The organism is Sphingopyxis italica, from assembly GCF_011926545.1.
GTDB lineage: Bacteria > Pseudomonadota > Alphaproteobacteria > Sphingomonadales > Sphingomonadaceae > Sphingopyxis > Sphingopyxis italica.
This window is the reverse complement of the sequence record NZ_JAATIT010000003.1, coordinates 202,159-224,430: the sequence shown is the minus strand read 5'-3', so window position 1 is coordinate 224,430 and position 22,272 is coordinate 202,159. Positions and strand designations below refer to the sequence as shown.

The following is a 22,272-nucleotide window of genomic DNA, read 5'->3' as shown; positions in this document are numbered from 1 at the left end:
CCCCTGAAGGGGAGGGGTGTTAAGTTGTTTTGCCTGATCGCGAAGGGTCCAGGTCACCCCACGCTCCCCTCAAGGCTGATACCCAGCAATTTCTGCGCCTCGACCGCGAACTCCATCGGCAGCTGCTGCAACACTTCCTTGGCAAAGCCGTTGACGATCAACGCCACCGCTTCTTCGGCGTCCAGCCCGCGCTGCATCGCGTAGAAGAGCTGGTCGTCGCTGATCTTGCTCGTCGTCGCTTCATGCTCGACGGTCGCGGTCGGGTTGCGGACCTCGATGTACGGCACGGTGTGTGCGCCGCTGAGCGACCCCAACAACAGGCTGTCGCACTGGGTGAAGTTGCGCACCCCTTCGGCATTGGGCGCCACGCGGACGATGCCGCGATAAGTGTTGTTCGACTTGCCCGCGCTGATTCCCTTGCTGACGATGGTCGAGCGCGTGCGCTTGCCATTGTGGATCATCTTGGTGCCGGTGTCGGCCTGCTGGAAATTGTTGGTGACCGCGACCGAATAGAATTCGCCGACGCTGTCGTCGCCGTTGAGCACGCAGCTCGGATATTTCCAGGTGATCGCCGAGCCGGTTTCGACCTGCGTCCACGACACTTTGCTGCGCTTGCCCTGGCACAGCGCGCGCTTGGTCACGAAATTATAGATGCCGCCCAGCCCCTCGGCATTGCCGGGATACCAGTTCTGCACCGTCGAATATTTGATCTCGGCATCGTCGAGCGTCACCAGTTCGACCACCGCGGCGTGGAGCTGGTTTTCGTCGCGCATCGGCGCGGTGCAGCCTTCGAGGTAGCTGACATACGCACCCTTGTCGGCGATGATCAGCGTGCGCTCGAACTGACCGGTATTTTCGGCATTGATGCGGAAATAGGTCGACAGCTCCATCGGGCAGCGCACACCCTCGGGCACATAGACGAAGGTGCCGTCCGAAAAGACCGCGCAATTGAGCGTCGCGAAATAATTGTCGTGCATCGGCACGACCTTGCCGAGCCACTTTTTCACCAGCTCGGGATATTCGCGGATCGCTTCGGAGATGGAGAGGAAGATCACCCCCGCGCGCTTCAGCTCCTCGCGGAAGGTCGTCGCGACGCTGACGCTGTCGAACACCGCGTCGACCGCGACCTTGCGCGCGCCCTCGACCCCGGCGAGCACCTTCTGCTCCTCGATCGGGATGCCGAGCTTTTTATAGACCTCGAGGATCTCGGGATCGACCTCGTCGAGGCTGCTCAGCTTCGGTTTCGCCTTGGGCGCCGCGTAATAGTACGCGTCCTGATAGTCGATCGGCGGGACGTTGAGCTTCGCCCAGTCGGGCGTCTCCATCGTCTGCCAGTGGCGGAACGCCTTCAGCCGCCAGTCGAGCATCCATTCGGGCTCGTTCTTCTTTGCCGAAATGAAGCGGACCGTATCTTCGGTCAGCCCCTTGGGCGCGAAGTCGGTCTCGATGTCGGCCGACCAGCCATGTTCATAATCGGCAACCTTCGCCGCGGCGTCGTGCGCGGCCTGGTCCTTGACGGGAAGTTCGGTGTTGTCGGTCATAGAAGAATTCCGTTCGCCTCGAGCCCTTCGACACGCTCAGGATTCGAGAGGCCCATCGGTTGTGCGCTGCCGAGGAGTGTCTCGACTTCGCTCGACACGAGCGGGTTTGATTTGCGGGGTGTCACGGTGAGGCTGGCGAGGCTGATTTCCGCCAATGCCCCGCGCACCGCGCCGTTCACGACGCCCCAGTGCGGCTGCACCTTGCAGCTGCCCTCGAGCGAGCAATCATGGCGCCCTTCGGCAACGCAGGCGGTCAGCGCGATCGGCCCTTCGACCGCTTCGATGATGTCGGCGACATTGATCGCCGCCGCGGGTCGCGCGAGCCGCACCCCGCCGCCGCTGCCGCGCGACGCGACGAGCAGTCCGGCCCGCGCGAGCTGACTCACCAGCTTCTGCGCGGTCGGCCCCGGAATGCCCGTCTGCTCGGCGAGCATGCCGGCGTGGATGGGCACCGACCCGCACTGGCGCGCGGCGGCGCTCATCAGCACCACGGCATAATCGGCAAGGTTGGACAGGCGCATGTTCTTTTCCGTCGCAGTTGCGAACGATTCTTAACTGGAGTAAATCACTCCACTTACATAGGCGATCGGTTCAAGCGGTGCAAGGTTGGTGCCTTCGCATAGCTTTGCGGCCAAAAAAAAGGCACCCATCCGGCCGAAGCCAAATGAGTGCCAAGATGAAGGTCTCAAGTCCTCGTTAGAGGATGAGCTCTTCTGGGTCGCAGGGGGGAATTATGCCCCCGCGACGATTCGCGATTGTATGGAAACGCCAAAACGACATGCGGCGCAATTTTTGAAGGCTTTCGCCGTTGGAATGCGCTCAGGTCTCGGAAACGAGCGGGCTGACCTTGCCAGCAAGCTGCTTGCGGCCCTTGGTGGTCGCCTCGGTATAGCTGGTGGGCTTGCCGAGCTGGCCGGGGGTCGCTCCGGCGAACCGCTTGATCTCGCGGATCAGGTGCGACTGGTCGTAGAAGGCGTCGCCCAGCTGCGCCGCGTCGAGTCCTTCGCCACGCGCGAGCGCCGATGCGGCGCGGACAGCGCGATATTTGCGCGCGAGCATTCGCGGCGACAGGCCGTAATAATGCTTGGTCATCCGTTCGACCGAGCGGATCGACATGCCCGTCGCCCCGACCAGTTCGGGCACCTGCGGCGAAGCGGACGCGGTCAGCCAGCCGTCGACGGTGCGGATGAACCACATCGGCGCGGGCTCATCGCGTTTCAGCACCTCGCGCGCGAAATTATTGCCGATGACCAGCTTGTCCTCGACGGTCGCCGCCTTTTCCAGCGTGGCCGCGACCTCGTCGATCCATGGACCGAACAGATCGGCGGCGTTCATGGCGCGGTCGGTCAGCTTGTCGGCGTCGTCGCCCATCAACGCGGCCCAGCCCGCGGGCAGCATGCCGAAACCGAACATCTGGGTGGGGCGGTTGCTGATTGCACGCACGCGCCCGCTCGTCGGGCCGACGATATTGGCCCGGCAAACCGGCGCATGATGGGCGTCGGCAAAGATATATTCGCCATCGGCCGCGGTCACGAAGCGAAACTGCGGCCGGTCGGCGCGTTCATATTCGTCGAATCGCGGCATGTTGACGCGCGCGAAATAAAAGCTCGACACCATGTCCGCCAGATCGGGATCGGGCGGAAAATAATGCAGTTCGAACGGCGCGCTGCCGTCCGCGCCGGACGGCGAGGATGATGTTTGCGACATGGACCCAGACCCCGACAGCCTTTCCCCGGCTGCCTTCTTATCCGGGAAATCATTTGCCTTTCATCCCCGCGCGTCAAGCGCCAATCGTCAACTTATTTAACTCTTCTGCGCGGCGATCCACGTATCGACCCGCCGTTCGAGGATGTCGAGCGGCACCGGGCCCGATTCGAGCACGACGTCGTGGAAGGTCCGGAAATCGAATTTGTCGCCGAGCGCCGTCTGCGCGCGGCCGCGGAGTTCCATGATCTTGAGCTTGCCGATCAGATAGGCCGTCGCCTGTCCGGGATAGACGATATAGCGTTCGATCGCCTTTTCGATGTCGCCGTCGGGATTGGGCGTGTTGTCCTTCAGATACTGGATCGCCTGTTCGCGGCTCCAGCGCTTGTCGTGGATGCCGGTGTCGACGACGAGGCGGCACGCGCGCCACAATTCCATGCCGAGCCGCCCGAAATCGCTGTAGGGATCGGTGTAGAAACCCATGTCCTTGGCGAGCTCCTCGGTATAGAGCCCCCAACCCTCGGTATAGGCGGTGAAACCGCCGAAGCGGCGGAAGGGCGGCAGGCCGGTGAGTTCGGTCTGCACCGCGCGCTGCAAATGATGTCCCGGTATGCCCTCATGGTAAGCAAGCGCCTCGAGTTCGGTCTTCGACATGTCGCGAAGGTCGTAGAGGTTCACATAGTAAGTGCCGGGCCGCGATCCGTCGGGTGAGGGCGACTGATAGAAGGCCTTGCCCGCCGATTTCTCGCGGAACGCCTCGACCGCCTTCACCTGCAGCGGCGCCTTGGGCAGCGTGTTGAAGAAGGCGGGGAGCCGCGCCTCCATCGCCTTCACATGCGCATCGACCTCGGCAAGATAGGCCGCGCGCGTCTTATGGAAATATTGCGGGCTGGTGCGCAGATGCACGAAGAATTGCTGCAGACTGCCCTTGAAGCCGACCTTCGCCATGATCGTCTTCATCTCGCCGTGGATGCGCGCGACTTCGGACAGGCCGAGATCGTGGATCTGCGTCGCGGTCATGTCGGTCGTCGTATAATTGGCGAGCAGCGCCTCATAATAGGCCTTGCCGTCGGGGAGCCGCCACACGCCGTCGGCGGTCGGTGCGCCGGCCTGCTGTCCCTTCATTTCGGCGAGCAGGCGGGTGTAGGCGGGACCGGCGCTCGCCGACCACGCCGCCTTCGCGGCATCGACCAGCCGCGCCTTTTCGGCGGCCGCGACGTCGAGCTTGCCGACCTTGGCGGTGATATCCTCGATCAGCGCATTGTCGGGCTTCAGCAGATTCTCGACGTCCGAGATGACATAGGCATAGACCCATTTGGGCGGCTGGATGCCCATCTTGACGCGCTCGGCCGACTGCGCGGTCAGCGCGTCGATCACCGGACCCATGCCGCGGATGCGCTCGACATAGGCCTCGGCCTCGGCGACGTTCGACACGCGGTGGATGTTGATCAGGAACGCCGGCATCTGGCTCTGCGCGCCGCGCATCTGGTTGAACAGATAATTGTGGTGGCGATAGGGGAAGAGGCTTTCCTCGCGCGCCGCCTGCGCGTTGAACAGTTCAAAGGACAGCGCGTCGTCGGGCGACAGCTTGGCGGGGTCGTAACTCGTCCGCATCGCGGCGGCGGTCGCCTGTTGCAGCTTGTGCTGCGCGACCTCGGCCTCGTCGCTCACATCATTCCATTTGCCATAATCGCCGTCGCGGATGCCGCGATACGCCTTGGTCTGCGGAGACAGGGATAGTTGCGCCTCGTCATATTTCTGGAAGAATTCGGCGAGCGGGGCACCGGCAGGCACGTCCAAAGGCGCCGCCGCGACGGGCGTCGAGGCGGTCGCGGGGGCCTGATCGGTCGCGGCGGGCGCGCAGCCCGCCACGGCGAGCAGCAGCAGGCCGGTGGACATTTTGGCGGCAAGGCGAAGGTGCGACACGATTTTCTCCCGGTTTTTTTCAAGCGTTCATGCTGGCCCGCGGGGGGCTTGCCATAGGGGCCGGCTCGGCGCAATGGCGGGCCATGTCGCTTTTCGCCTCGCTCACCGACACCGCCTACGCGCTCGTCCGCCCGATCGTCCACGCCACCGACGGCGAGGCGGCGCACAATCTGACGCTGAACGCGCTCGCGCCCCTGCCGCGCGCGCGGCATGCGCTGACGAGCCCGGTGCTGGCGACCGAGTTCGCCGGGCTCCACTTTCCCAACCCCGTCGGCGTCGCGCCCGGCTTCGACAAGGATGCCCGCGTTGCGCACGCGATGCCGCACTTCGGTTTCGGCTTCGTCGAGGTCGGAACGCTGACTCCGCTGCCGCAGGACGGCAATCCGCGTCCGCGGCTGTTCCGGCTGGTCGAGGACCGCGCGGTGATCAACCGCATGGGCTTCAATAACGGTGGACAGGCGGCCGCCGCCGAGCGCATCCGCTGCCTGCGTCGCTACGGTCTGCCGGTGCCGCTCGGCATCAACATCGGCGCAAACAAGGACAGCGCCGACCGTATCGCTGATTATGCGAAGGGCGCGGCGGCGATGGCGCCGCTCGCCGACTATCTGACGGTCAATATCTCCTCGCCCAACACGCCGGGCCTTCGCGCGCTGCAAGACAAGGGCGCTCTCGAAGCGCTGCTCGACGGCGTCGCGGCGGCGCAGCCCGCCGGGGCGGCGAAACCGGTTTTCCTGAAAGTCGCGCCCGACCTCGAAACCGCCGACATCGACGACATCGTCGCGGTCGCCTTCGACAAGGGGCTGGCCGCCGTCATCGTCTCGAACACCACGATCGAGCGGTCGGCGCTTGTCTCGCGCCACGGCGGGGAAGCGGGCGGCCTGTCGGGCGCTCCGCTTGCCGAACTGGCGCTGCGGCGCGTCAGGGATTTCCACGTTGCGAGCGGCGGCAAATTGCCGCTGGTCGCGGCGGGCGGGATCGCATCGGCGGACGACGCGTGGCAGCGCATTCGCGCCGGTGCCGGGTTGATCCAGATCTATTCGGCGATGGTGTATGAAGGCCCGGGTCTCGCGGCGCGGATAGCGCACGGCCTTGAGGAATTGGCGGCGCGCAATGGTTTCGCAAGCATTTCGGACGCGGTGGGAACGGCACACTGACGGGGTTGCGTTGGCCCGAGGGCCACGCCAATGTCGCGGCCATGTTGAAAAGATTCCTCCCGCTCGCCGCGCTCGTCACCTTCGCCCTCCCGTCGCTCGCCGCCGCGCAGGGCGTAACCTCGTCGGCGGATCCGCGCGCGACCGAGGCGGGGCGCGAGATTTTGCACCAGGGCGGCACTGCCGCCGACGCCGCGGTTGCCATGGTCGCGGTGCTGACGCTCGTCGAGCCGCAGTCGAGCGGCATCGGCGGCGGCGGCTTCATGCTTCACCATGACGCGAAGAACGGCATCTCGACGATCGACGGCCGCGAAATGGCGCCGGCATCGGCGAAACCCGAACGGTTCCTTGGCCCCGACGGAAAACCGCGTCCCTATAGGGATGTCATTCCCGGCGGGTTGTCGGTCGGCGTGCCGGGCAACATGCGCCTGATGGAAATGGCGCACAAGAAATGGGGCAAGCTCGAGTGGAAGGCATTGTTCCAGCCCGCGATCAAGCTCGCCGAGGAAGGCTTTCTGGTTACCCCCGCGCTCAACAACTGGCTCGTCGAGTTCGAACCGATGTGGAAGGATTTTCCCGACGCGCGCGCGATCTATTATGTCGATGGCAAGCCCGCGCCCGTCGGCACCCGGCTCAAGAACCCGGCCTATGCCGCGATCCTGCGCGACATCGCCGCGCGCGGCCCCGACGCCTTTTATTCGGGCGCGAATGCCAAGGCGATCAGCGATGCCGTCGCGAAGGCTCCGCGCAACGCGGCCGCGCTCACCGTCAAGGATCTCGCGGCCTATCAGGCGAAGGAGCGCCCCGCCGTCTGCACCAGCTATCGCGTCTACAAGGTCTGCGGCATGGGCCCGCCTTCTTCGGGCGCGACGACCGTTTTCGGCATCCTCGGCATGATCGAGGGCTGGGATATGAAGGCGATGGGCAAGGACAATCCGATGAGCTGGCACCTGCTCGCCGAGGCGATGCAGCTCAGCTATGCCGATCGCGCCGCCTATCTCGGCGACGGTGATTTCGTCGATGTTCCGGTGAAGGGCCTGCTCGACAAGGCCTATCTGGCGGAGCGCCGCCAGCTCATTTCGCCCTATCGCGCTGCGGGCCGCTACGAACCCGGCACGCCGCCGGGGGCGAAGCCGCGCGCCGCCGCGCCGGCGATCCCCGAACAGGGTACGACGCATTTCGTGACGGTCGACGCCGCCGGCAACGTCGTCTCGATGACCTCGACCGTCGAAAGCATCTTCGGCAGCCAGCTCATCGCCAACGGCTATTTCCTCAACAACGAACTCACCGATTTCGACCACGCGCCGACGAAGGACGGCGTGCCGACCGCGAACCGGGTGCAGGCGGGCAAGCGCCCGCTGTCCTCGATGTCGCCGACGATCGTCTACGGCCCCGACGGCAAGGTCGTGCTCGCGGTGGGCTCGGCGGGCGGCAAGCGCATCATCATGCACGTGACCAAGGTGCTGATCGGCGTGCTCGACTGGGGACTCGATGCGAAGGCGGCGATGGAATTGCCCAATCTCTTCTACGGAAAGAACGGCGTGCTGATCGAGAATAATGCGGCGGGGCAGGCGATCGCCGCGAAGATGAAACCTTTCGGCTACAGCTTCACCGCGACCAGCCTAGGGTCGAAACTCAACGCGGTCGAACGCACCGCGGCGGGCTGGCGCGGCGCCGCCGATCCGCGCGGCCCCGGCAGCTCGTCGATCGACGGCGCGCCGGCACAGAATTGACCCAATGATAATATAACAGAAGCAACGAAATCTCCCTGGAGAGAGGCAGAATGAAGCTCGAAAATCCCCATCTCGACCATTTTCCGAGCCTGGTCGCGATGTTCTTCGACCGCGCGGAGCGCGGCGGCGAAGATCCTTTCCTGTGGCGCAAGGCCGATCGCGCCTGGCACCCACTGAGCTGGCGGCAGGTCGCCAATCAGGTGGCGGCGCTGGCGCATAATTTGCGCGAACTCGGCCTCAAGGAAGGCGACCGGGTGGTGCTGGTCAGCGAGAACCGGCCCGAATGGTGCATCGCCGACCTTGGCATCATGGCGGCGGGCTGCATCACCGTCCCGACCTATACGACCAACACCGAACGCGATCATCAGCATATTCTCGACAACAGCGGCGCGAAGGCGGTGATCGTCTCGACCGCGAAACTCGCGCGCACGCTGATGCCCGCGGTCATGCGGTCCGAGGCGCATATCGTCATCACGATGGAAAGCCTGCGCGTCGGACAGCAGGGCGAGGTGTCGGTCCACGACTGGGCGCCGCTGGTCGAAGGCGGCCAGGCTTATCTTGAGGAAACCAAGGCGCGCGGCCTCGGCGTCAAGCGCGAGGACACCGCCTGCCTGATCTATACCAGCGGCACCGGCGGCGCGCCGCGCGGCGTGATGCAGCATCATGGCGCGATCCTGCACAATGCGGCGGGCGCCGCCGAAGTCCTCGTCAACGACTTCGGCATCGGCGACGAAGAGGTGTTCCTCTCCTTCCTGCCGCTCAGTCACGCCTATGAACATTCGGGCGGCCAGTTCCTGCCGATCATGGTCGGGGCGCAAATCTATTACAGCGAGGGGCTCGAAAAGCTCGTCTCGAACATCGAGGAGACGCGCCCGACGATCATGGTCGTCGTGCCGCGGCTGTTCGAGGTGATCCGCGCGCGGATGATCAAGGCGGTCGAAAAGCAGGGCAGGCTTGCGAACTGGATGTTGAACCAGGCGCTGCGCGTGGGTGAGAAGGATTATGAGCGGCGGATGGGGCTGCTCGACCGCCCGGTCGACCTCATCCTCGACAAATTGTTCCGCCCCAAGATCGGCAAGCGTTTCGGCGGCCGGATGAAGGCGCTGGTGTCGGGCGGCGCGCCGCTGAATCCCGAAATCGGGGTCTTCTTCCACTCGATCGGGCTGACGCTGCTTCAGGGCTATGGCCAGACCGAGGCGGGGCCGGTGATCAGTTGCAACCGCCCGAGCGCGGGGATCAAGATGGATACGGTCGGCCCGCCGCTGATGAACACCGAGGTCCGCATCGCCGACGACGGCGAAATCCTTGTGCGCGGCGAACTGGTGATGAAAGGCTATTGGCGCAATCAGGCCGAGACCGAGCGCGTGCTTGTCGATGACTGGCTACACACCGGCGACATCGGGCATATCGACGACAAGGGCCGCATCGTCATCACCGACCGCAAGAAGGACCTGATCGTCAACGACAAGGGCGACAACGTCTCACCGCAGCGCGTCGAGGGCATGCTGACGCTCCAGCCCGAAATATTGCAGGCGATGGTCTATGGCGACAAGCGCCCGCACCTCGTCGCCATCCTCGTCCCCGACCCCGAATGGGCGGCCGAATGGGCCGAGGCCGAGGGGCTGCCCAAGGATATGAAGCTGCTGCGCGAGCATGAGAAGTTCCGCACCGCGATCCGCGCCGCGATCGATCGGGTCAACGGTCAGCTCTCGGTGATCGAGAAGGTCCGCAAGTTCGACTTTGCCGATGAAGCCTTCGGAATCGAAAATGAACAGATGACGCCGTCGATGAAGATCCGGCGCCATGTGCTGAGGCAAGTCTATGAGGACAAGATCGCGGCGCTGTATAAAGGCTGACTCAAATTCCGTTCGTGTCGAGCGAAGTCGAGACACCCATCGCGATGGCGCAAGGTCGAGGGGCCATCTCGACTTCGCTCGATGCGAACGGGAGTTAACAATGGACTACACTCATATAGCAGGCGGGGTGCGACCCGAAGAGCTCGGCGCAAACCGGTCCCCGCCTGCGACTGAACCTGGGCTCAGCCTTTGTCCCCCTCCGGTTTGCGATAGGGGACGAATTCGCCGAAAACGCATGTCGGCCCGCGAATGCCGCTCGACCGGTCGACCAGATGGAAGAAATCGCCTTCGCAGGTCGACGACCCGAACTGGCGCACCACCATGATGTCGCTGTCGCGCGCGAGGCCCGGGCAGCTGCTTTTCAGGTCATTACGATAGACGAGATTGCCGCCCGATCGATAGAGCAGGATATTGTCCGATACGCGGATCGTCTGGTTGGTGCGGTAGCTCGGCAGACATCGCATCGGTTCGCCCGGAACCTTGCCGGCGAGCTGATCGTCGAGCCGCTCGGTCTGTTTGGGCGTCAGCGCCGCTGCGCCCGGCTCGCTCGATCCAGCGGGCGCGCAACTGGCGACCAGCGGCACGGCCGCGGTCAACAGCGCGGCAGCCATCAGGTTCAGCTTCGCCATGAAATAGCTCCTTGAGATCGGCCAATATGGCCGTTGCAGATGAATGAGGGCTGAAGCGGAAGCATCAGGCCGCGTCCTTCAGCGCGCGAATACGCGCGAGTTCGGCGGCGTCGGGGGCACGAAAAAAGGGGTTGGTCGCGCGTTCCTCGCCGATGCTGGTCGGCACGGTCGCCTCACCTGCCGCGCGCGCGGTTTCGACCGCCGCCAGCCGCGCCGCAAGTGCTTCGTTGCCCGGATCGACCGTCACCGCGAAGCGCGCGTTCGACAGCGTATATTCGTGGGCACAGTAAACGCGCGTCGCATCGTCGAGCGTGCCGAGTTTCCGCATATTGGCGAACATCTGTTCGGCGGTGCCCTCGAACAGCCGGCCGCAGCCCATCGCGAACATCGTGTCGCCGACGAAGATCGCGGCGTCGTTCGCGAAATGATAGGCGATATGACCCGCGGTGTGCGCGGGCACGTCCCAGACGTCGGCGACATGTTCGCCGAGACGCACCGTGTCGCCGCCCTTCACCTGAACGTCGAGCGTCGGGATGCGCGCGAACTCGGCCGCAGGACCGGTAATCGTACAACCAGTGGCTTCCTTGATCGCCGCGTTGCCGCCGGTATGATCGGGATGCCAGTGGGTGTTCCAGATATCGGTGATCGTCCAGCCGCGCGCTGCGGCCGCTTCCAGCACGGGTTCGGCAACCGCGGGATCGACGACCATCGTCGCCTTGCTGTCGCGATCGTGGACCAGCCAGACATAATTGTCGCTGAGGACGGGGATACGGACGATGTCAATTGGGCTCACGACGTCTCCTTTCGCTCCGGCCATTCCTATAGCACAGACGGAGCGAAAGGCATGCCGCCTTGGTCGGCTTTACCAGGCGCCGGTGTTGGGCATCGACGCCCAAGGCTCGGCGGGATCGAGCGTGCCTTCCTGGAGCAGCTCGACCGAAATGCCGTCGGGCGAGCGCACGAACGCCATATGGCCGTCGCGCGGCGGGCGGTTGATCGTCACGCCCGCGTCCATCAGCCGCTGGCACGTCGCATAGATATCGTCGACGCGATACGCGAGATGTCCGAAATTGCGGCCGCCCGAATATTCTTCGGGCGCGCTGCCGTCGAGGGGCGGCCAGTTATAGGTGAGCTCGACCTCGGCCACATCGCCCTGTCCTGGGGCGGCGAGAAAGATCAGGGTGAAGCGGCCGACCTCATTGTCGAAACGGCGGGTTTCCTCCAGTCCGATCAGCTTGAAGAAGCGGGCGGTCGCGTCGGGATCCGACACGCGGATCATCGTATGAAGATATTTGGTCATGCCGCCATATTAGGCGCGAAGGGCCCGCGCTTCAAACGCTTCGAACAGGAATAGGAATTCGTCCGGCACCGGCGCCGGTGCGCCCTGTGCCTCGGCGACATGGACGTTGATCAACTGTCCGCTGGCGCGCAGGTCGTCCTTGCCCGCGCCGTGCAGCTCGAACAGGAAGGTCATCGAGCTTTTGCCGACGCGCGACGCGCGCACGCAGATGTCGATCTCTTCGTCGAGCAGGATCGGAACCTTGTAGTCGACCTCGGCCCGCGCGACGTGGAATTCGGGGCTGCTGTGATCGGGCCAGCGATCATAGACGCCCGCGGCGCGCCAATATTCGGTGATCCCGATGTCGAAATATTCGAGGTAACGGCTGTTGAACACGACGCGCTGCGCGTCGATCTCGGCGTAGCGGACGCGCTTGGTGACGTGGAATTTGAAGTCGCTGCGGGCCATGGAAGTCCTCTTCTAGATTTGCGTCGCGAGCCGAGCGACCGTGTCGATCAGCAGCGCGATGTCGGTATCGCGCGACAATCGATGATCGCCGCCTTTCACCAGCGTCACCTGCACGTCCGCGCTGGCGAGCGCGGACGCGAGGCGCAGGCTGGTCTCGGGCGGAACGTCGCCGTCTTCCTGCCCGTGGAGCAGGCGCACGGGGCAGGCGAGGGGAATCTCGCTGCCCAGAAGGCGGTTCGCCTCGCCCGACTGCCAGAAGGCGCGCGTCGTCATATAGGGCTGGTCGCTGTAGGGCGTTTCCTCAAGCAGCGCGCCCTCGGCCTGGATGATCGCCTTTTCGGCGTCGCTGAAACCCCAGTCGGTGAAATCGGGCGCCGCGGCGATCCCGACAAGACCCGCCACCCGCGCCGGTCCGTCGCGTTGGACGAGCGCGAGCGCGGTGAGCAGCATCAGCCAGCCGCCCATCGACGATCCGACGATGACCACCGGCCCCTCGGCCTTCGCATCGATCAGGTCGAGCACATCGCCGCGCCAGTCGAGCAGGGTATGGTCGGCGAACAGTCCGTCCGACAATCCGCATCCGGCATAGTCGAGCAGCAGGCAGGCGTGGCCCTCGGCCGCCGCCCAATCGAACAGCGCCGTCGCCTTGCCGCCGGCCATGTCGGACATGTAGCCGGGCAGGAAGACGATCGCCGGACCCGCGCCCGGCGTGTGGCGATAAGCGAGCCGAGGGCGGCCCGGACGGTCGAGATAGTCGGGGGCGGTGTCCACCAGGATCAGATGACCCAGTCGACCGTGCTCATTTGCATTACGGATTGCCCCTTGGCGCGCCGCTGCTCGACCATGATCTTGTTGAGCCGCTGGATCGTGTCGCTGCCCGTGGTGATGCACCAGCCGGGAACGATCGCATGGACGAGCGCGCACAGGCCGCCCCAGATCATCGTCACCCCGAATTTCGACGCAACGCCGAAATGCTCGACGTAATTTTCATCGACGCTCTTCGGATGGTCGACGAACAGGCGCTTGAACATGGCGAGGCTCCCTTGCTGCCGCCGCCCTAGCGGGGGATGGGTAAGCCTGCAAGGCGGAGGCGCGGTCAACCCACCAACCGGCTCGGCCAGCCGATGCGGACGAGCGTTTCGTCGGGGTCCGACAGCGCGAACTCGTACATGCCCCACGGCTTGTGCGTCGGCGCCTTTTCGCGTTCGAGGATCGCGTCGCGCATCCGCTCGGCGAGTTCCGCGACGCGGTCGGTATAAAGGTAGAGGCCGAACGGATTTTGCCCCGGCACCAGCCAGCCTTCGGGCGACTCGTTCGTCAGGTGAAGCTGCCACCCCTTGCCGTCTTCGAGCAGACGATAGCTACCATGATCGCTGACGACCGACAGGCCGAGCTTTTCATAGAAGGCGGTGCTGGCGTCGAGATCGGTGCACGGCAGGATCGCGGCGATGCTGTGGGGCGGGGCGTCGGTCATGCCGGCAGCTTATGCCCGCCGCCGCGATGACGCCAGCGCCAGTTGACGAGATGGGCCGCGGCAAGCGCGAGGGCGCCGGCGGAGGTCAGCAACCGGTCGGCCGCCGCTGGGTTGGCAACGGCGATCCAGCCCTCGTGCGCCGACAGGCCAAGCGCGAGCAGGCTTAACCCCGCGACCGCGAAGACCGCGGGTACCAGACGTCGATGACGCCGCCACCCGTCCCGCATCGCGACCGCCGCCGCTGGCAGGGCCAACAGCAGGATCGCCGCGTGGACGCCCTCGGGCAACGCGATCCAGCGGCTGAGCGCAGGAGCGAGCAGGAGGATCAGCGGCAGGGCGAGGCAATGGATCAGGCAGGTCAGCGACAGGAGGATGCCCGTCAGGTCGGCGAGGCGCGGGCGCGCGGCGGGGAGGCACATATCTGGTCTTTCGCGGGAGGGGTTCCGGTGCCAGATAATGATACATTATCTCATTGCAAGTCTTGTTGTGAATCGGCCCCTTGCCGCCCATATCGCATGCTGGCAAAGGGGCGCGGCAATTTTGCCCAGAAAGGCTGTATTTTCGATGTCCGAAATGATCCGTGTCACCCTTCCCGATGGCTCTGCCCGTGAAGTCGTGCGCGGCACTACCGCGGCGCAGATCGCGGCCGACATCGGACCCGGTCTCGCGAAGGCCGCGCTTGCCGCCAAGATCGATGGCGAGCTGCGCGACATCATGCGCCCGCTCGAGGAAGACACGAACCTGTCGCTGGTGACGAGCCGCGACGAGGCCGACGCGCTCGAACTCTTTCGCCACGACTATGCGCATGTCCTCGCCGAGGCGGTGCAGAACCTCTTCCCGGGCACGCAGATCACCTTCGGCCCGTCGACGGGCGACGGCTTCTATTATGATTTCGCGCCGACCGCCGAACATGGCCCGTTCCGCGACGACGAACTGCCGCTGATCGAGGAGGAGATGCGCAAGATCATCGCCGCCGACCTGCCGCTCACGCGCGAAGTGTGGGAGCGCGACAAGCTGATCGCCAAATGGGCGGCAGAAGGCGAGAGCTTCAAGGCCGAATGGGCCGCCGAACTGCCGCAGGGCGAAGAACTCACCGTCTATCGCAGCGGCCCACCCGGAGACGAAAACGGCTGGATGGACATGTGCCGCGGGCCCCACTTGGCCTCGACGGGCAAGCTCGACCCCGCGGCGTTCAAGCTCACGCGCGTCTCGGGCGCATACTGGCGCGGCGACCAGAAGAACGCGCAGCTGTCGCGCATCTACGGCACCGGCTGGCTCAACAAGAAGCAGCTCGCCGAACATCTCGTCCGGCTGGAGGAAGCCGCCAAGCGCGACCATCGCAAGATCGGGCGCGAGATGGACCTGTTCCATTTGCAGGAAGAGGCGCACGGCAGCGTCTTCTGGCACCCCAAGGGTTACCGGATCTACCGCGAGCTCGAGGCCTATATGCGCCGCGCGATCGACGGCGCGGGCTATCAGGAGGTCAAGACGCCGCAGGTGATGGACGCCAAGCAGTGGGAACAGTCGGGCCACTGGGGCAAATATCGCGAGAATATGTTCGTCATCCCCGACGAGGTTCCGAACATCGAGGACGAAGGCCCGATCGTGTCGGACGACGCCGAGTGGATGGCGCTGAAGCCGATGAACTGTCCCGCGCATGTCCTGATCTTCCGTCAGGGGATGAAGTCGTATCGCGACCTGCCGCTGCGCATGGCCGAAATGGGATGCTGCCACCGCAACGAGCCGCATGGCGCGCTGCACGGCATCATGCGCGTGCGCCAGTTCACGCAGGACGACGGCCATATCTTCTGCCGCGAGGACCAGATCGTCGAAGAGGTCCGCGATTTCTGCGCGCTGCTCGACCGCGTCTACAAGCAGCTCGGATTCGAGAAATATGCGGTGAAGCTCGCGCTGCGCCCCGACATGCGCTTCGGCACCGAAGAAATGTGGGACAAGGCCGAGGCCGAACTTCGCGAAGCGGTCGAACGCGCCGGCATGGCGAACGAGGATTATGGCTGGGAAGAATTGCCGGGCGAAGGGGCTTTCTATGCGCCCAAGCTCGAATTCCACCTGACCGACGCGATCGGGCGCACCTGGCAGTGCGGGACGATCCAGTCCGACCGCGTGATGCCCGAACGCCTCGATGCGAGCTATATCGGCGAGGATGGCGAGCGCCACCGCCCGGTGATGCTCCACCGCGCGATCCTCGGCACGTACGAGCGTTTCATCGGCATTTTGATCGAGCATTTCGCCGGCCGCTTCCCGACCTGGCTCGCGCCGGTGCAGGCGGTGGTAGCAACGATCGTCAGCGACGCCGACGATTATGCCAAGGATGCGGTGGCGCAGCTCACCGCGGCGGGCATTCGCGCCGACAGCGACCTGCGCAACGAAAAGATCAACTACAAGGTCCGCGAACACAGCCTCGCGAAGGTGCCGTATCTGCTGGTGGTCGGCAATCGCGAGGCCGATGAAGGCAGTGTCGCGATCCGCACCCTCGGGCAGGACGGCCAGCGGATCATGCCGCTCGCCGACGCGATCGCGATGCTGAAGGCTGAGGCGACCCCGCCCGATCTGCGCGATTGAGCATGGCGGAGAAGCGTCGCCCGCGCCGATGGCTGCGCTGGCTGTCGTTGCTGGCGTTCGTCGGCGCGGCGCTTCTCGCCAAGGGCTATTGGAATGCGACCCGCGATCCGGTGATCCGCACCGCGGCGGTCGAGGTGGCCGACTGGCCGGCAGGTCAGCCGCCGCTCAAGCTGCTCCTGCTATCGGACATCCATGTAGCAGGACCCGATATGCCGCCCGAGCGGCTGGTGCGGATCGTCGCTGACCTCAACCAGCTGAAGCCCGATCTTGTGCTGATCGCGGGCGACCTCGTCAGCGAAAAGCGCAGCGCGACGCATATCTACTCACCCGCCGAGGTCGTAGCGCCGCTCGGCAAGCTGGACGCGCCGCTCGGCGTCGTCGTCGCGCCGGGCAACCATGATCACTGGTTCCGGCCCGACGCGCTGCGCGGCGAACTCGAAATGCGCGGCATTCGGGTGCTCCAGAATGAAGCGGTAAAGCTCGGCCCGCTGCTCGTCGGCGCGATCGACGACGATTATTCGGGGCATGACGATTTGCCCGCAACGCTCGCGGCGATGGACCGGCTGGGTCCCGGTGTTCCCCTGCTACTGACGCACAGCCCCGACATCGTGCCCGATCTGCCGCGGCCCGTCGTCGCGATCCTCGCGGGACACACGCATTGCGGCCAGATCCGCTTCCCGTTCATCGGCGCGCTGACCTATGTCTCGCGCTACGGCGACCGCTTTGCATGCGGTGCGATCGACGATAATGGCCAGCGCGTCTTCGTCGGCGCGGGGCTCGGGACCAGCCTCTTGCCGCTTCGTTACCTGACGCCGCCCGACGCGTGGTTGATCACGCTGAAACCGAAAGATTCGCACCCATGATCGATATTCAGCACCTCGTCGGCATCGCGCCGCTGACGCTCGCCGGCGCGGCCGCCATGACGTTCGGCGCCGCCTATGTGCGCGGGCTGACCGGGTTCGGCATGGCGATCATCCTCGTGCCGCTGCTCGGGCTGATCATCGCCCCGGGCGAGGCGGTGGTGATGGGCATATTGTTGCAGCTGCTGATCGGGCCCGTGGGGATCGGACATATCATGGCCGACGCCGACCGCGAGACCGCGCTTCCGATCGGTCTCGCGGCGATGGCGACGACGCCGGTCGGAATGTATGTGCTCGACCTGACGCCCGCCGACGTCGCGCGGGTGCTGATCACGCTCGCCGCGGTCGGGGCGTTCGTCGCCGTCCTGCTGCCGAAAAAGCCCGAGGGACACCGTCCGGGACGAGTTGCCGTCGCGGGCACCGGCATCGTATCGGGCATCCTCACCGGCTTTGCCGCGATGCCCGGGCCGCCGGTCGTGCCCTTCTACCTGCGACGCCGTATCGACCCGAAAGTGGCGCGCGCGTCGATGCTGATGATCTTTTTCATGACCGCGATCGCCGGGACGCTCGCCTCCTTGTGGCTGGGTATCGCCACATGGCGATTGTTCCTGATGGCGGTCATCCTCTTCCTGCCTATGTGGTTCGGCAATTATTTCGGCGCCCGCGCGTTCGGCCGGGTTCCGCAGCACATCTGGCAGGCGATGGTCGCGGTCGTGCTCGGGGTGGCTGCGGTGTCGGCCGTGGTGCGCCTGCTGAACTAAAGGCTGCGCAGCGCCTGCGCCGGCTTGGCCGAGAGCAAAGGCCAGCTCCCCGCGATCCCGATCAGGAAGGACAGCCCGGCGCCGCCAATCAGCGTCAATCCGACGATCAGCGGATCGGGCGCGAAGTCGAACTCGAACAACTGCGTCACGACATACCAGGCGCCCGCGAGCCCCAATCCCAGCGCGAGCAGCGCGAGGATCGCCGCGAGCACCGCATATTCCATGCCCTGCGCGCCCAAAATCTGCCCGCGCGTCGCGCCGAGCAATTTCAGGATGACGCTGTCGTAAACACGCCGTTCGCGGCTGGCCGCGATCGCGCCGATCAGCACCGCGATCCCGGCGAGGATCGCGATGCTCGCCGCCGCGGCGATCGCCTGGCTCATCTGCGTGAGCAGGGTCGTAACCTGGCTCACGACATCGCGCACCGCGATCAGCGACGCCGAAGGGAAGGCGCGCGGAATGCTGCGCGACAGTGCGGTTTCCGCCTCCGGCCCGACTGCCACCGTCGCGACCATATTATGCGGCGCGGCGTCGAAAGTGCCGGGCGAGAAGACGAGCACATAGTTCAATCCGAAATTGTCCCAGTTGACGGTTCGGAACGACGCGACCTTGGCTTGCACCTCGACCCCCAGCACATTGACCGAGAGCGTGTCGCCGATCTTGAGCCCGAGCGATGTCGCGACCTCCTGCTCGACACTGACCAGCGGCGGCCCCTTGTAACCGGCCGCCCACCATTCGCCGCCCACCAGCTCGCTGCCGTTGGGGAGGACGGGGCTGTAGGTCAGCCCCCGGTCGCCGCGCAGCACCCACGCGCCCTCGGGCAGTTCGGCGAGTTCGTCGACGCGCTGCCCGGAAAATTCGGTGATGCTGCCGCGCAGCGCGGGGATCATGTTGATCTCGGCCTTGGGATCGGCCTCGGTGACGATCGTGCGGAAGCGCACAGCATCGGTTCGCGGAACGTCGAGCACGAAGAAGCTCGGCGCGCGCTGCGGCACGGTCGACCGGATTTCGGAGGTGATGCTCGTCTGGATCGCCGCCAGCGTCACGAACAGGGTGAGGCCAAGGCCGAGGGCGACGACGAGCGCGCCCGTCGCTGCGCCCGGACGGTGCAGGTTCGCGAGCGCGAGGCGGAAGAGCGGACGTTTCGGCCGCGGTAGCCGGCTCGCGGTGCGGCGCACCAGCCAGCCGAGCCCGACGAGGATGAGGAGAAGCCCGATCGCGGCGCCGATGAAACCGAGCGCGAACAGCGGTTCGCGTGCGGTGCCCACCGCCAGCGCGACGATCGCGATCAGCGCGGCGGCGACCGCGATGACCGTCCGCCGGTCGATGCGCGCCGCGCCGCTTACCGTCGCGCGGTAGAGGCCGGCGGCGGGGACGTGGCGGGTGGCGGCCAGCGGGGGCAGCGCGAAGGCGATCGCGATGAGCAGGCCATAAGCCGCGCTGACCGCGAGTGGCAGCGGATAGATGGCTACGCCGGGTTTGACCGGCAGCACGTCGCCCGCGATCGCGCCGATGAGCGCGGGCGCGAGCGCCCCGACGATCAGGCCGGCGACGATCGAGACGGCGGCGACCGCCAGAATCTGCAATCCATAGATGCGCGCCACGGTGCCGCTGTCGGCGCCGAGTACCTTCAATGTCGCGAGGCCGGGGCGTTTGCCAGCGAGGTAGCTCGCGACACCATTGCCGACACCAATCCCGGCAATGACCAGCGCGGCAAGGCCGACGAGCGACAGGAATTGACCCATGCGTTCGATGAAACGCCGCGTGCCGGGGGCGCCGTTACTGCTGTCGGTGATGTCCCAGCCCGCGTCGGGGAATTCGGCGGTCAGCGCCTTGCCGACCGCTTCGGGATTTGCGCTGTCAGGCAAGCGGACGCGATATTTGCTTTCATAAAGGCTGCCCGGCTGGATCAACTGCGTCGAGGGCAGGTCGGCGAGGCCGATGATGGCGACGGGACCGAGCGTGAAGCCTTCGCCCAGACGGTCGGGTTCTTCGGCGATGATACCATCGATAAGGAACGCTTTTTCGCCAAACTTCACTCGCTCGCCGACTTTCAGGTCGAGGCGTGAGGCGAGATCCTTGCCGATCCAGATCGCACCCGATGGCGGCGGGCCCCGGCGCGCGCCGCTCCCCAGCCGCATCGTGCCATAGAGCGGGTAGGCGCCGTCGACCGCTTTCAACTCGGAGAGCAGCGCCTCGCCGTCGGGATCGTTCGCCATCGCGCGCAGCCGCACGGTCGCCGAGGGTGTGCCGACGCGGCGGAACCCCGCCATCTCCTCCACCGTCGCTTGGCGCTGCGGCAGGCTGAACTCGACATCGCCGCCGAGGATCGTCTGTCCGCGCACTTCGAGTTCGGAGGTGATGCCGCGCGTCAGGCTGCCGATCGCGGCGAGCGTCGCGACGCCGAGGAAGAGGCAGGCCGCGAGCAGACGCAGCCCGCGGATGCGCGTCGCAAGGTCGCGCCGCGCGATCCGCCAGAGTGAGGCGAGGGGGAGCATCTAGGCGACCCGCTCTTCGATCTTGCCGTCGTGCATCACGACGACGCGGTCGCAATGCTCGGCGAGTTCGGGGTCGTGGGTGATGATGAGCAGCGTTGCGCCGAGCGCGGCGCGGCGCGCGAAGATCAGCTCGATGATCGATTGCCCCGTCGCGGTATCGAGGTTGCCGGTCGGTTCGTCGGCGAAGATGATCGCGGGGCCGCTCGCCATCGCGCGGGCGATCGCGACGCGCTGCTGCTCGCCGCCCGAAAGCTGCGCGGGGTAATGGGTCAGGCGGTGACCGAGCCCGACGGCTTCCAATTCGGCGGCGGCGCGGCCGAAGGGATCGGCGATGCCCGCCAGTTCGAGCGGTACCGCGACATTTTCGAGCGCCGTCATCGTCGGGAGCAGGTGGAAAGCCTGAAGCACGATGCCGATGCGCCCGCGCCGCGCCCGCGCGAGATCGTCCTCGTCCATCGCCGCGAAATCGAGCCCCGCGACATGGATGCTGCCGCCATTGGCGCGCTCCAGCCCCGCGAGCACCGCCATCAGCGAGCTTTTGCCCGATCCCGACGGGCCGAGCAGCGCGACCGACGTCCCGGCTTCGACTTCCAGGTCGACGCCACGCAAAATTTCGACGGGGGCCTTGTCGCTTCCCAGCGTGAGCGTCACATTGTGGGCGGCGATCGCCGCGTTCGGCGATTGTCGTTGGGCGTCGGGCAAGGAGAGGACCCTTTGAAATGAGAACGGCCGGATGGCGCTCTTTCGCGATATATGGTTGCGCAATCGCGCTTTGCCAACCGCTCGCCGCATGCGGATCGGCGGAGCAGCCGCCGGCTTCGACCAACGACAAGGCTGCGGCGAAAAAGGCGCCCGCTATTCCGGCCAATGCGCCCCTCGTGATCGCCTTCGGCGACAGCCTTTACGCCGGTTATCAGCTCGGTCCCAAGGAAGGGCTCGCGCCGCAATTGCAGGCCGCGCTCGGCGAAGACGGCGTGGTCGCGCGCGTCCAGAATGCGGGCGTTTCGGGCGACACTACCGCCGCCGGCCGCCAGCGACTGGCCTATGTGCTGGGCAATGCGAAGGCGAAGCCCGCGCTCGTCATACTCGGGCTCGGCGGCAACGACATGCTGCGCGGGATCGGCCCCGACCAGACGCGCGCCAATCTCGACGCGATGCTCGCCGAGCTGAAGAAGCGCGAGATTCCGGTGCTGCTCACCGGCATGATGGCGGCGCCGAACCTCGGCAGCGACTATGCGAACAAGTTCAATCCCATCTATCCCGAGCTCGCGTCGAAATATGAGGTGAGCTTCTATCCCTTCATCCTCGACAATGTCGTTACCGACAAGGCGCTGATGCTGGGCGATAATCTCCATCCGAATGCCAAAGGCGTGAAGGTGGTGGCCGAAGGGCTGGCGCCGCTGGTCGAACAGGCGCTGCCGGAGGCGAGTTAGCCGCCTCGCGGCCCGAACAAGATGATCGTCGCGCCGCCGAGGCACACGGCGGCGCCGATCAGGTCCCAGCGGTCGGGTTTCGCCCCTTCGACCGCCCACAGCCACAGCAGCGCCGAGACGATATAGACCCCGCCATAAGCGGCATAGGTGCGCCCCGCATGTTCGGCATCGACGAGCGTCAGCAGCCAGGCGAACAACGCGAGCGAGGCCATTCCGGGCACGATCCACCAGACGGACTTATCGAGCCGCAGCCATGCCCAAAAGGCGAAGCAGCCCGCGATCTCCGCCAGCGCCGCGCCGATATATGCGAATGCCGTCATCGGCGCACCGTGACCGTATCGCGGACAAAAGAAAAGGGGCGACCCGATGGGCCGCC

At 65.6% G+C, this 22,272-nt stretch carries 22 protein-coding genes; 7 read left to right on the top strand and 15 right to left on the bottom strand.

Annotated features, from left to right (window positions below; all coding sequences use genetic code 11):
- Positions 1–53: 53 nt before the first annotated feature.
- The 4 genes from sufB to GGR90_RS12305 form a co-directional block, all read right to left on the bottom strand.
- Positions 54–1,541: a Fe-S cluster assembly protein SufB gene (gene sufB / locus GGR90_RS12320; RefSeq protein ID WP_167921755.1), complete on the bottom strand. Its 1,488-nt coding sequence runs from the start codon at positions 1,539–1,541 to the stop codon at positions 54–56.
- The gene (locus GGR90_RS12315; protein WP_245198648.1) at positions 1,538–2,062 is read right to left on the bottom strand and encodes an SUF system Fe-S cluster assembly regulator; all 525 of its coding nucleotides are present in this window, start codon (positions 2,060–2,062) and stop codon (positions 1,538–1,540) included. Before GGR90_RS12315 ends, sufB begins: the two co-directional genes overlap by 4 nt.
- A gap of 298 nt (positions 2,063–2,360) precedes the next feature.
- The gene (locus GGR90_RS12310; protein WP_167921754.1) at positions 2,361–3,248 is read right to left on the bottom strand and encodes an AraC family transcriptional regulator; all 888 of its coding nucleotides are present in this window, start codon (positions 3,246–3,248) and stop codon (positions 2,361–2,363) included.
- Positions 3,249–3,344: 96 nt separating this feature from the next.
- A complete protein-coding gene (locus tag GGR90_RS12305; RefSeq protein WP_167922130.1) occupies positions 3,345–5,144 on the bottom strand; it encodes a DUF885 domain-containing protein in 1,800 nt (599 codons plus the stop codon).
- Between the two features lie 110 nt (positions 5,145–5,254).
- Here GGR90_RS12305 and GGR90_RS12300 point away from each other — a divergent pair, with 110 nt between their 5' ends.
- From GGR90_RS12300 to GGR90_RS12290, 3 genes are read left to right on the top strand one after another with little or no spacing between them, the layout of a single operon-like run.
- Positions 5,255–6,325 (top strand): quinone-dependent dihydroorotate dehydrogenase, encoded by a 1,071-nt coding sequence (locus GGR90_RS12300; protein ID WP_167921753.1) that lies wholly within the window; start codon positions 5,255–5,257, stop codon positions 6,323–6,325.
- A 41-nt stretch (positions 6,326–6,366) separates the two neighbouring features.
- Positions 6,367–8,055, top strand: a complete 1,689-nt coding sequence (gene ggt, locus GGR90_RS12295) for a gamma-glutamyltransferase (protein ID WP_167921752.1) — start codon at positions 6,367–6,369, stop codon at positions 8,053–8,055.
- Positions 8,056–8,105: 50 nt separating this feature from the next.
- Complete coding sequence (locus GGR90_RS12290; protein WP_167921751.1) at positions 8,106–9,911, top strand: AMP-dependent synthetase/ligase; 1,806 nt, start codon at positions 8,106–8,108, stop codon at positions 9,909–9,911.
- Positions 9,912–10,093: 182 nt separating this feature from the next.
- Here GGR90_RS12290 and GGR90_RS12285 read toward each other — a convergent pair whose 3' ends face one another.
- From GGR90_RS12285 to GGR90_RS12250, 8 genes are all read right to left on the bottom strand, one after another.
- Positions 10,094–10,540: a hypothetical protein gene (locus GGR90_RS12285; protein ID WP_167921750.1), complete on the bottom strand. Its 447-nt coding sequence runs from the start codon at positions 10,538–10,540 to the stop codon at positions 10,094–10,096.
- A gap of 64 nt (positions 10,541–10,604) precedes the next feature.
- On the bottom strand, positions 10,605–11,357 hold the full coding sequence (gloB, locus tag GGR90_RS12280; RefSeq protein ID WP_167921749.1) for a hydroxyacylglutathione hydrolase: 753 nt from the start codon (positions 11,355–11,357) through the stop codon (positions 10,605–10,607).
- Positions 11,358–11,402: 45 nt separating this feature from the next.
- The gene (locus tag GGR90_RS12275) at positions 11,403–11,840 is read right to left on the bottom strand and encodes a VOC family protein (protein WP_167921748.1); all 438 of its coding nucleotides are present in this window, start codon (positions 11,838–11,840) and stop codon (positions 11,403–11,405) included.
- A gap of 9 nt (positions 11,841–11,849) precedes the next feature.
- Complete coding sequence (locus GGR90_RS12270) at positions 11,850–12,287, bottom strand: acyl-CoA thioesterase (protein WP_167921747.1); 438 nt, start codon at positions 12,285–12,287, stop codon at positions 11,850–11,852.
- 12 nt (positions 12,288–12,299) lie between these two features.
- Complete coding sequence (locus GGR90_RS12265) at positions 12,300–13,067, bottom strand: alpha/beta fold hydrolase (protein ID WP_167922129.1); 768 nt, start codon at positions 13,065–13,067, stop codon at positions 12,300–12,302.
- On the bottom strand, positions 13,064–13,318 hold the full coding sequence (locus tag GGR90_RS12260) for a DUF6356 family protein (RefSeq protein ID WP_167921746.1): 255 nt from the start codon (positions 13,316–13,318) through the stop codon (positions 13,064–13,066). Before GGR90_RS12260 ends, GGR90_RS12265 begins: the two co-directional genes overlap by 4 nt.
- A gap of 65 nt (positions 13,319–13,383) precedes the next feature.
- A complete protein-coding gene (locus GGR90_RS12255; RefSeq protein ID WP_167921745.1) occupies positions 13,384–13,761 on the bottom strand; it encodes a VOC family protein in 378 nt (125 codons plus the stop codon).
- The gene (locus GGR90_RS12250; RefSeq protein WP_167921744.1) at positions 13,758–14,180 is read right to left on the bottom strand and encodes a MerC family mercury resistance protein; all 423 of its coding nucleotides are present in this window, start codon (positions 14,178–14,180) and stop codon (positions 13,758–13,760) included. The genes GGR90_RS12255 and GGR90_RS12250 overlap by 4 nt, the downstream gene beginning before the upstream one ends.
- A 145-nt stretch (positions 14,181–14,325) precedes the next feature.
- On the opposite strand from GGR90_RS12250, the gene thrS reads away from it, so the two are divergent.
- From thrS to GGR90_RS12235, 3 genes are read left to right on the top strand one after another with little or no spacing between them, the layout of a single operon-like run.
- On the top strand, positions 14,326–16,344 hold the full coding sequence (gene thrS / locus GGR90_RS12245; protein WP_167921743.1) for a threonine--tRNA ligase: 2,019 nt from the start codon (positions 14,326–14,328) through the stop codon (positions 16,342–16,344).
- 2 nt (positions 16,345–16,346) lie between these two features.
- A complete protein-coding gene (locus GGR90_RS12240) occupies positions 16,347–17,207 on the top strand; it encodes a metallophosphoesterase (protein WP_167921742.1) in 861 nt (286 codons plus the stop codon).
- A complete protein-coding gene (locus tag GGR90_RS12235; protein ID WP_167921741.1) occupies positions 17,204–17,965 on the top strand; it encodes a sulfite exporter TauE/SafE family protein in 762 nt (253 codons plus the stop codon). Before GGR90_RS12240 ends, GGR90_RS12235 begins: the two co-directional genes overlap by 4 nt.
- On the opposite strand, the gene GGR90_RS12230 is transcribed toward GGR90_RS12235, so the two are convergent.
- Together GGR90_RS12230 and GGR90_RS12225 are read right to left on the bottom strand one after the other, a co-directional pair.
- The gene (locus GGR90_RS12230; protein ID WP_167921740.1) at positions 17,962–20,463 is read right to left on the bottom strand and encodes an ABC transporter permease; all 2,502 of its coding nucleotides are present in this window, start codon (positions 20,461–20,463) and stop codon (positions 17,962–17,964) included. The two genes, GGR90_RS12235 and GGR90_RS12230, sit on opposite strands and share 4 nt — an antisense overlap.
- Positions 20,464–21,165 (bottom strand): ABC transporter ATP-binding protein, encoded by a 702-nt coding sequence (locus GGR90_RS12225; RefSeq protein WP_167921739.1) that lies wholly within the window; start codon positions 21,163–21,165, stop codon positions 20,464–20,466.
- A gap of 17 nt (positions 21,166–21,182) precedes the next feature.
- Between GGR90_RS12225 and GGR90_RS12220 the strand changes: the two genes are divergently transcribed.
- Positions 21,183–21,896: an arylesterase gene (locus tag GGR90_RS12220; protein WP_167921738.1), complete on the top strand. Its 714-nt coding sequence runs from the start codon at positions 21,183–21,185 to the stop codon at positions 21,894–21,896.
- On the opposite strand, the gene GGR90_RS12215 is transcribed toward GGR90_RS12220, so the two are convergent.
- The gene (locus tag GGR90_RS12215; protein ID WP_167921737.1) at positions 21,893–22,216 is read right to left on the bottom strand and encodes a YnfA family protein; all 324 of its coding nucleotides are present in this window, start codon (positions 22,214–22,216) and stop codon (positions 21,893–21,895) included. The two genes, GGR90_RS12220 and GGR90_RS12215, sit on opposite strands and share 4 nt — an antisense overlap.
- Positions 22,217–22,272: the final 56 nt, after the last annotated feature.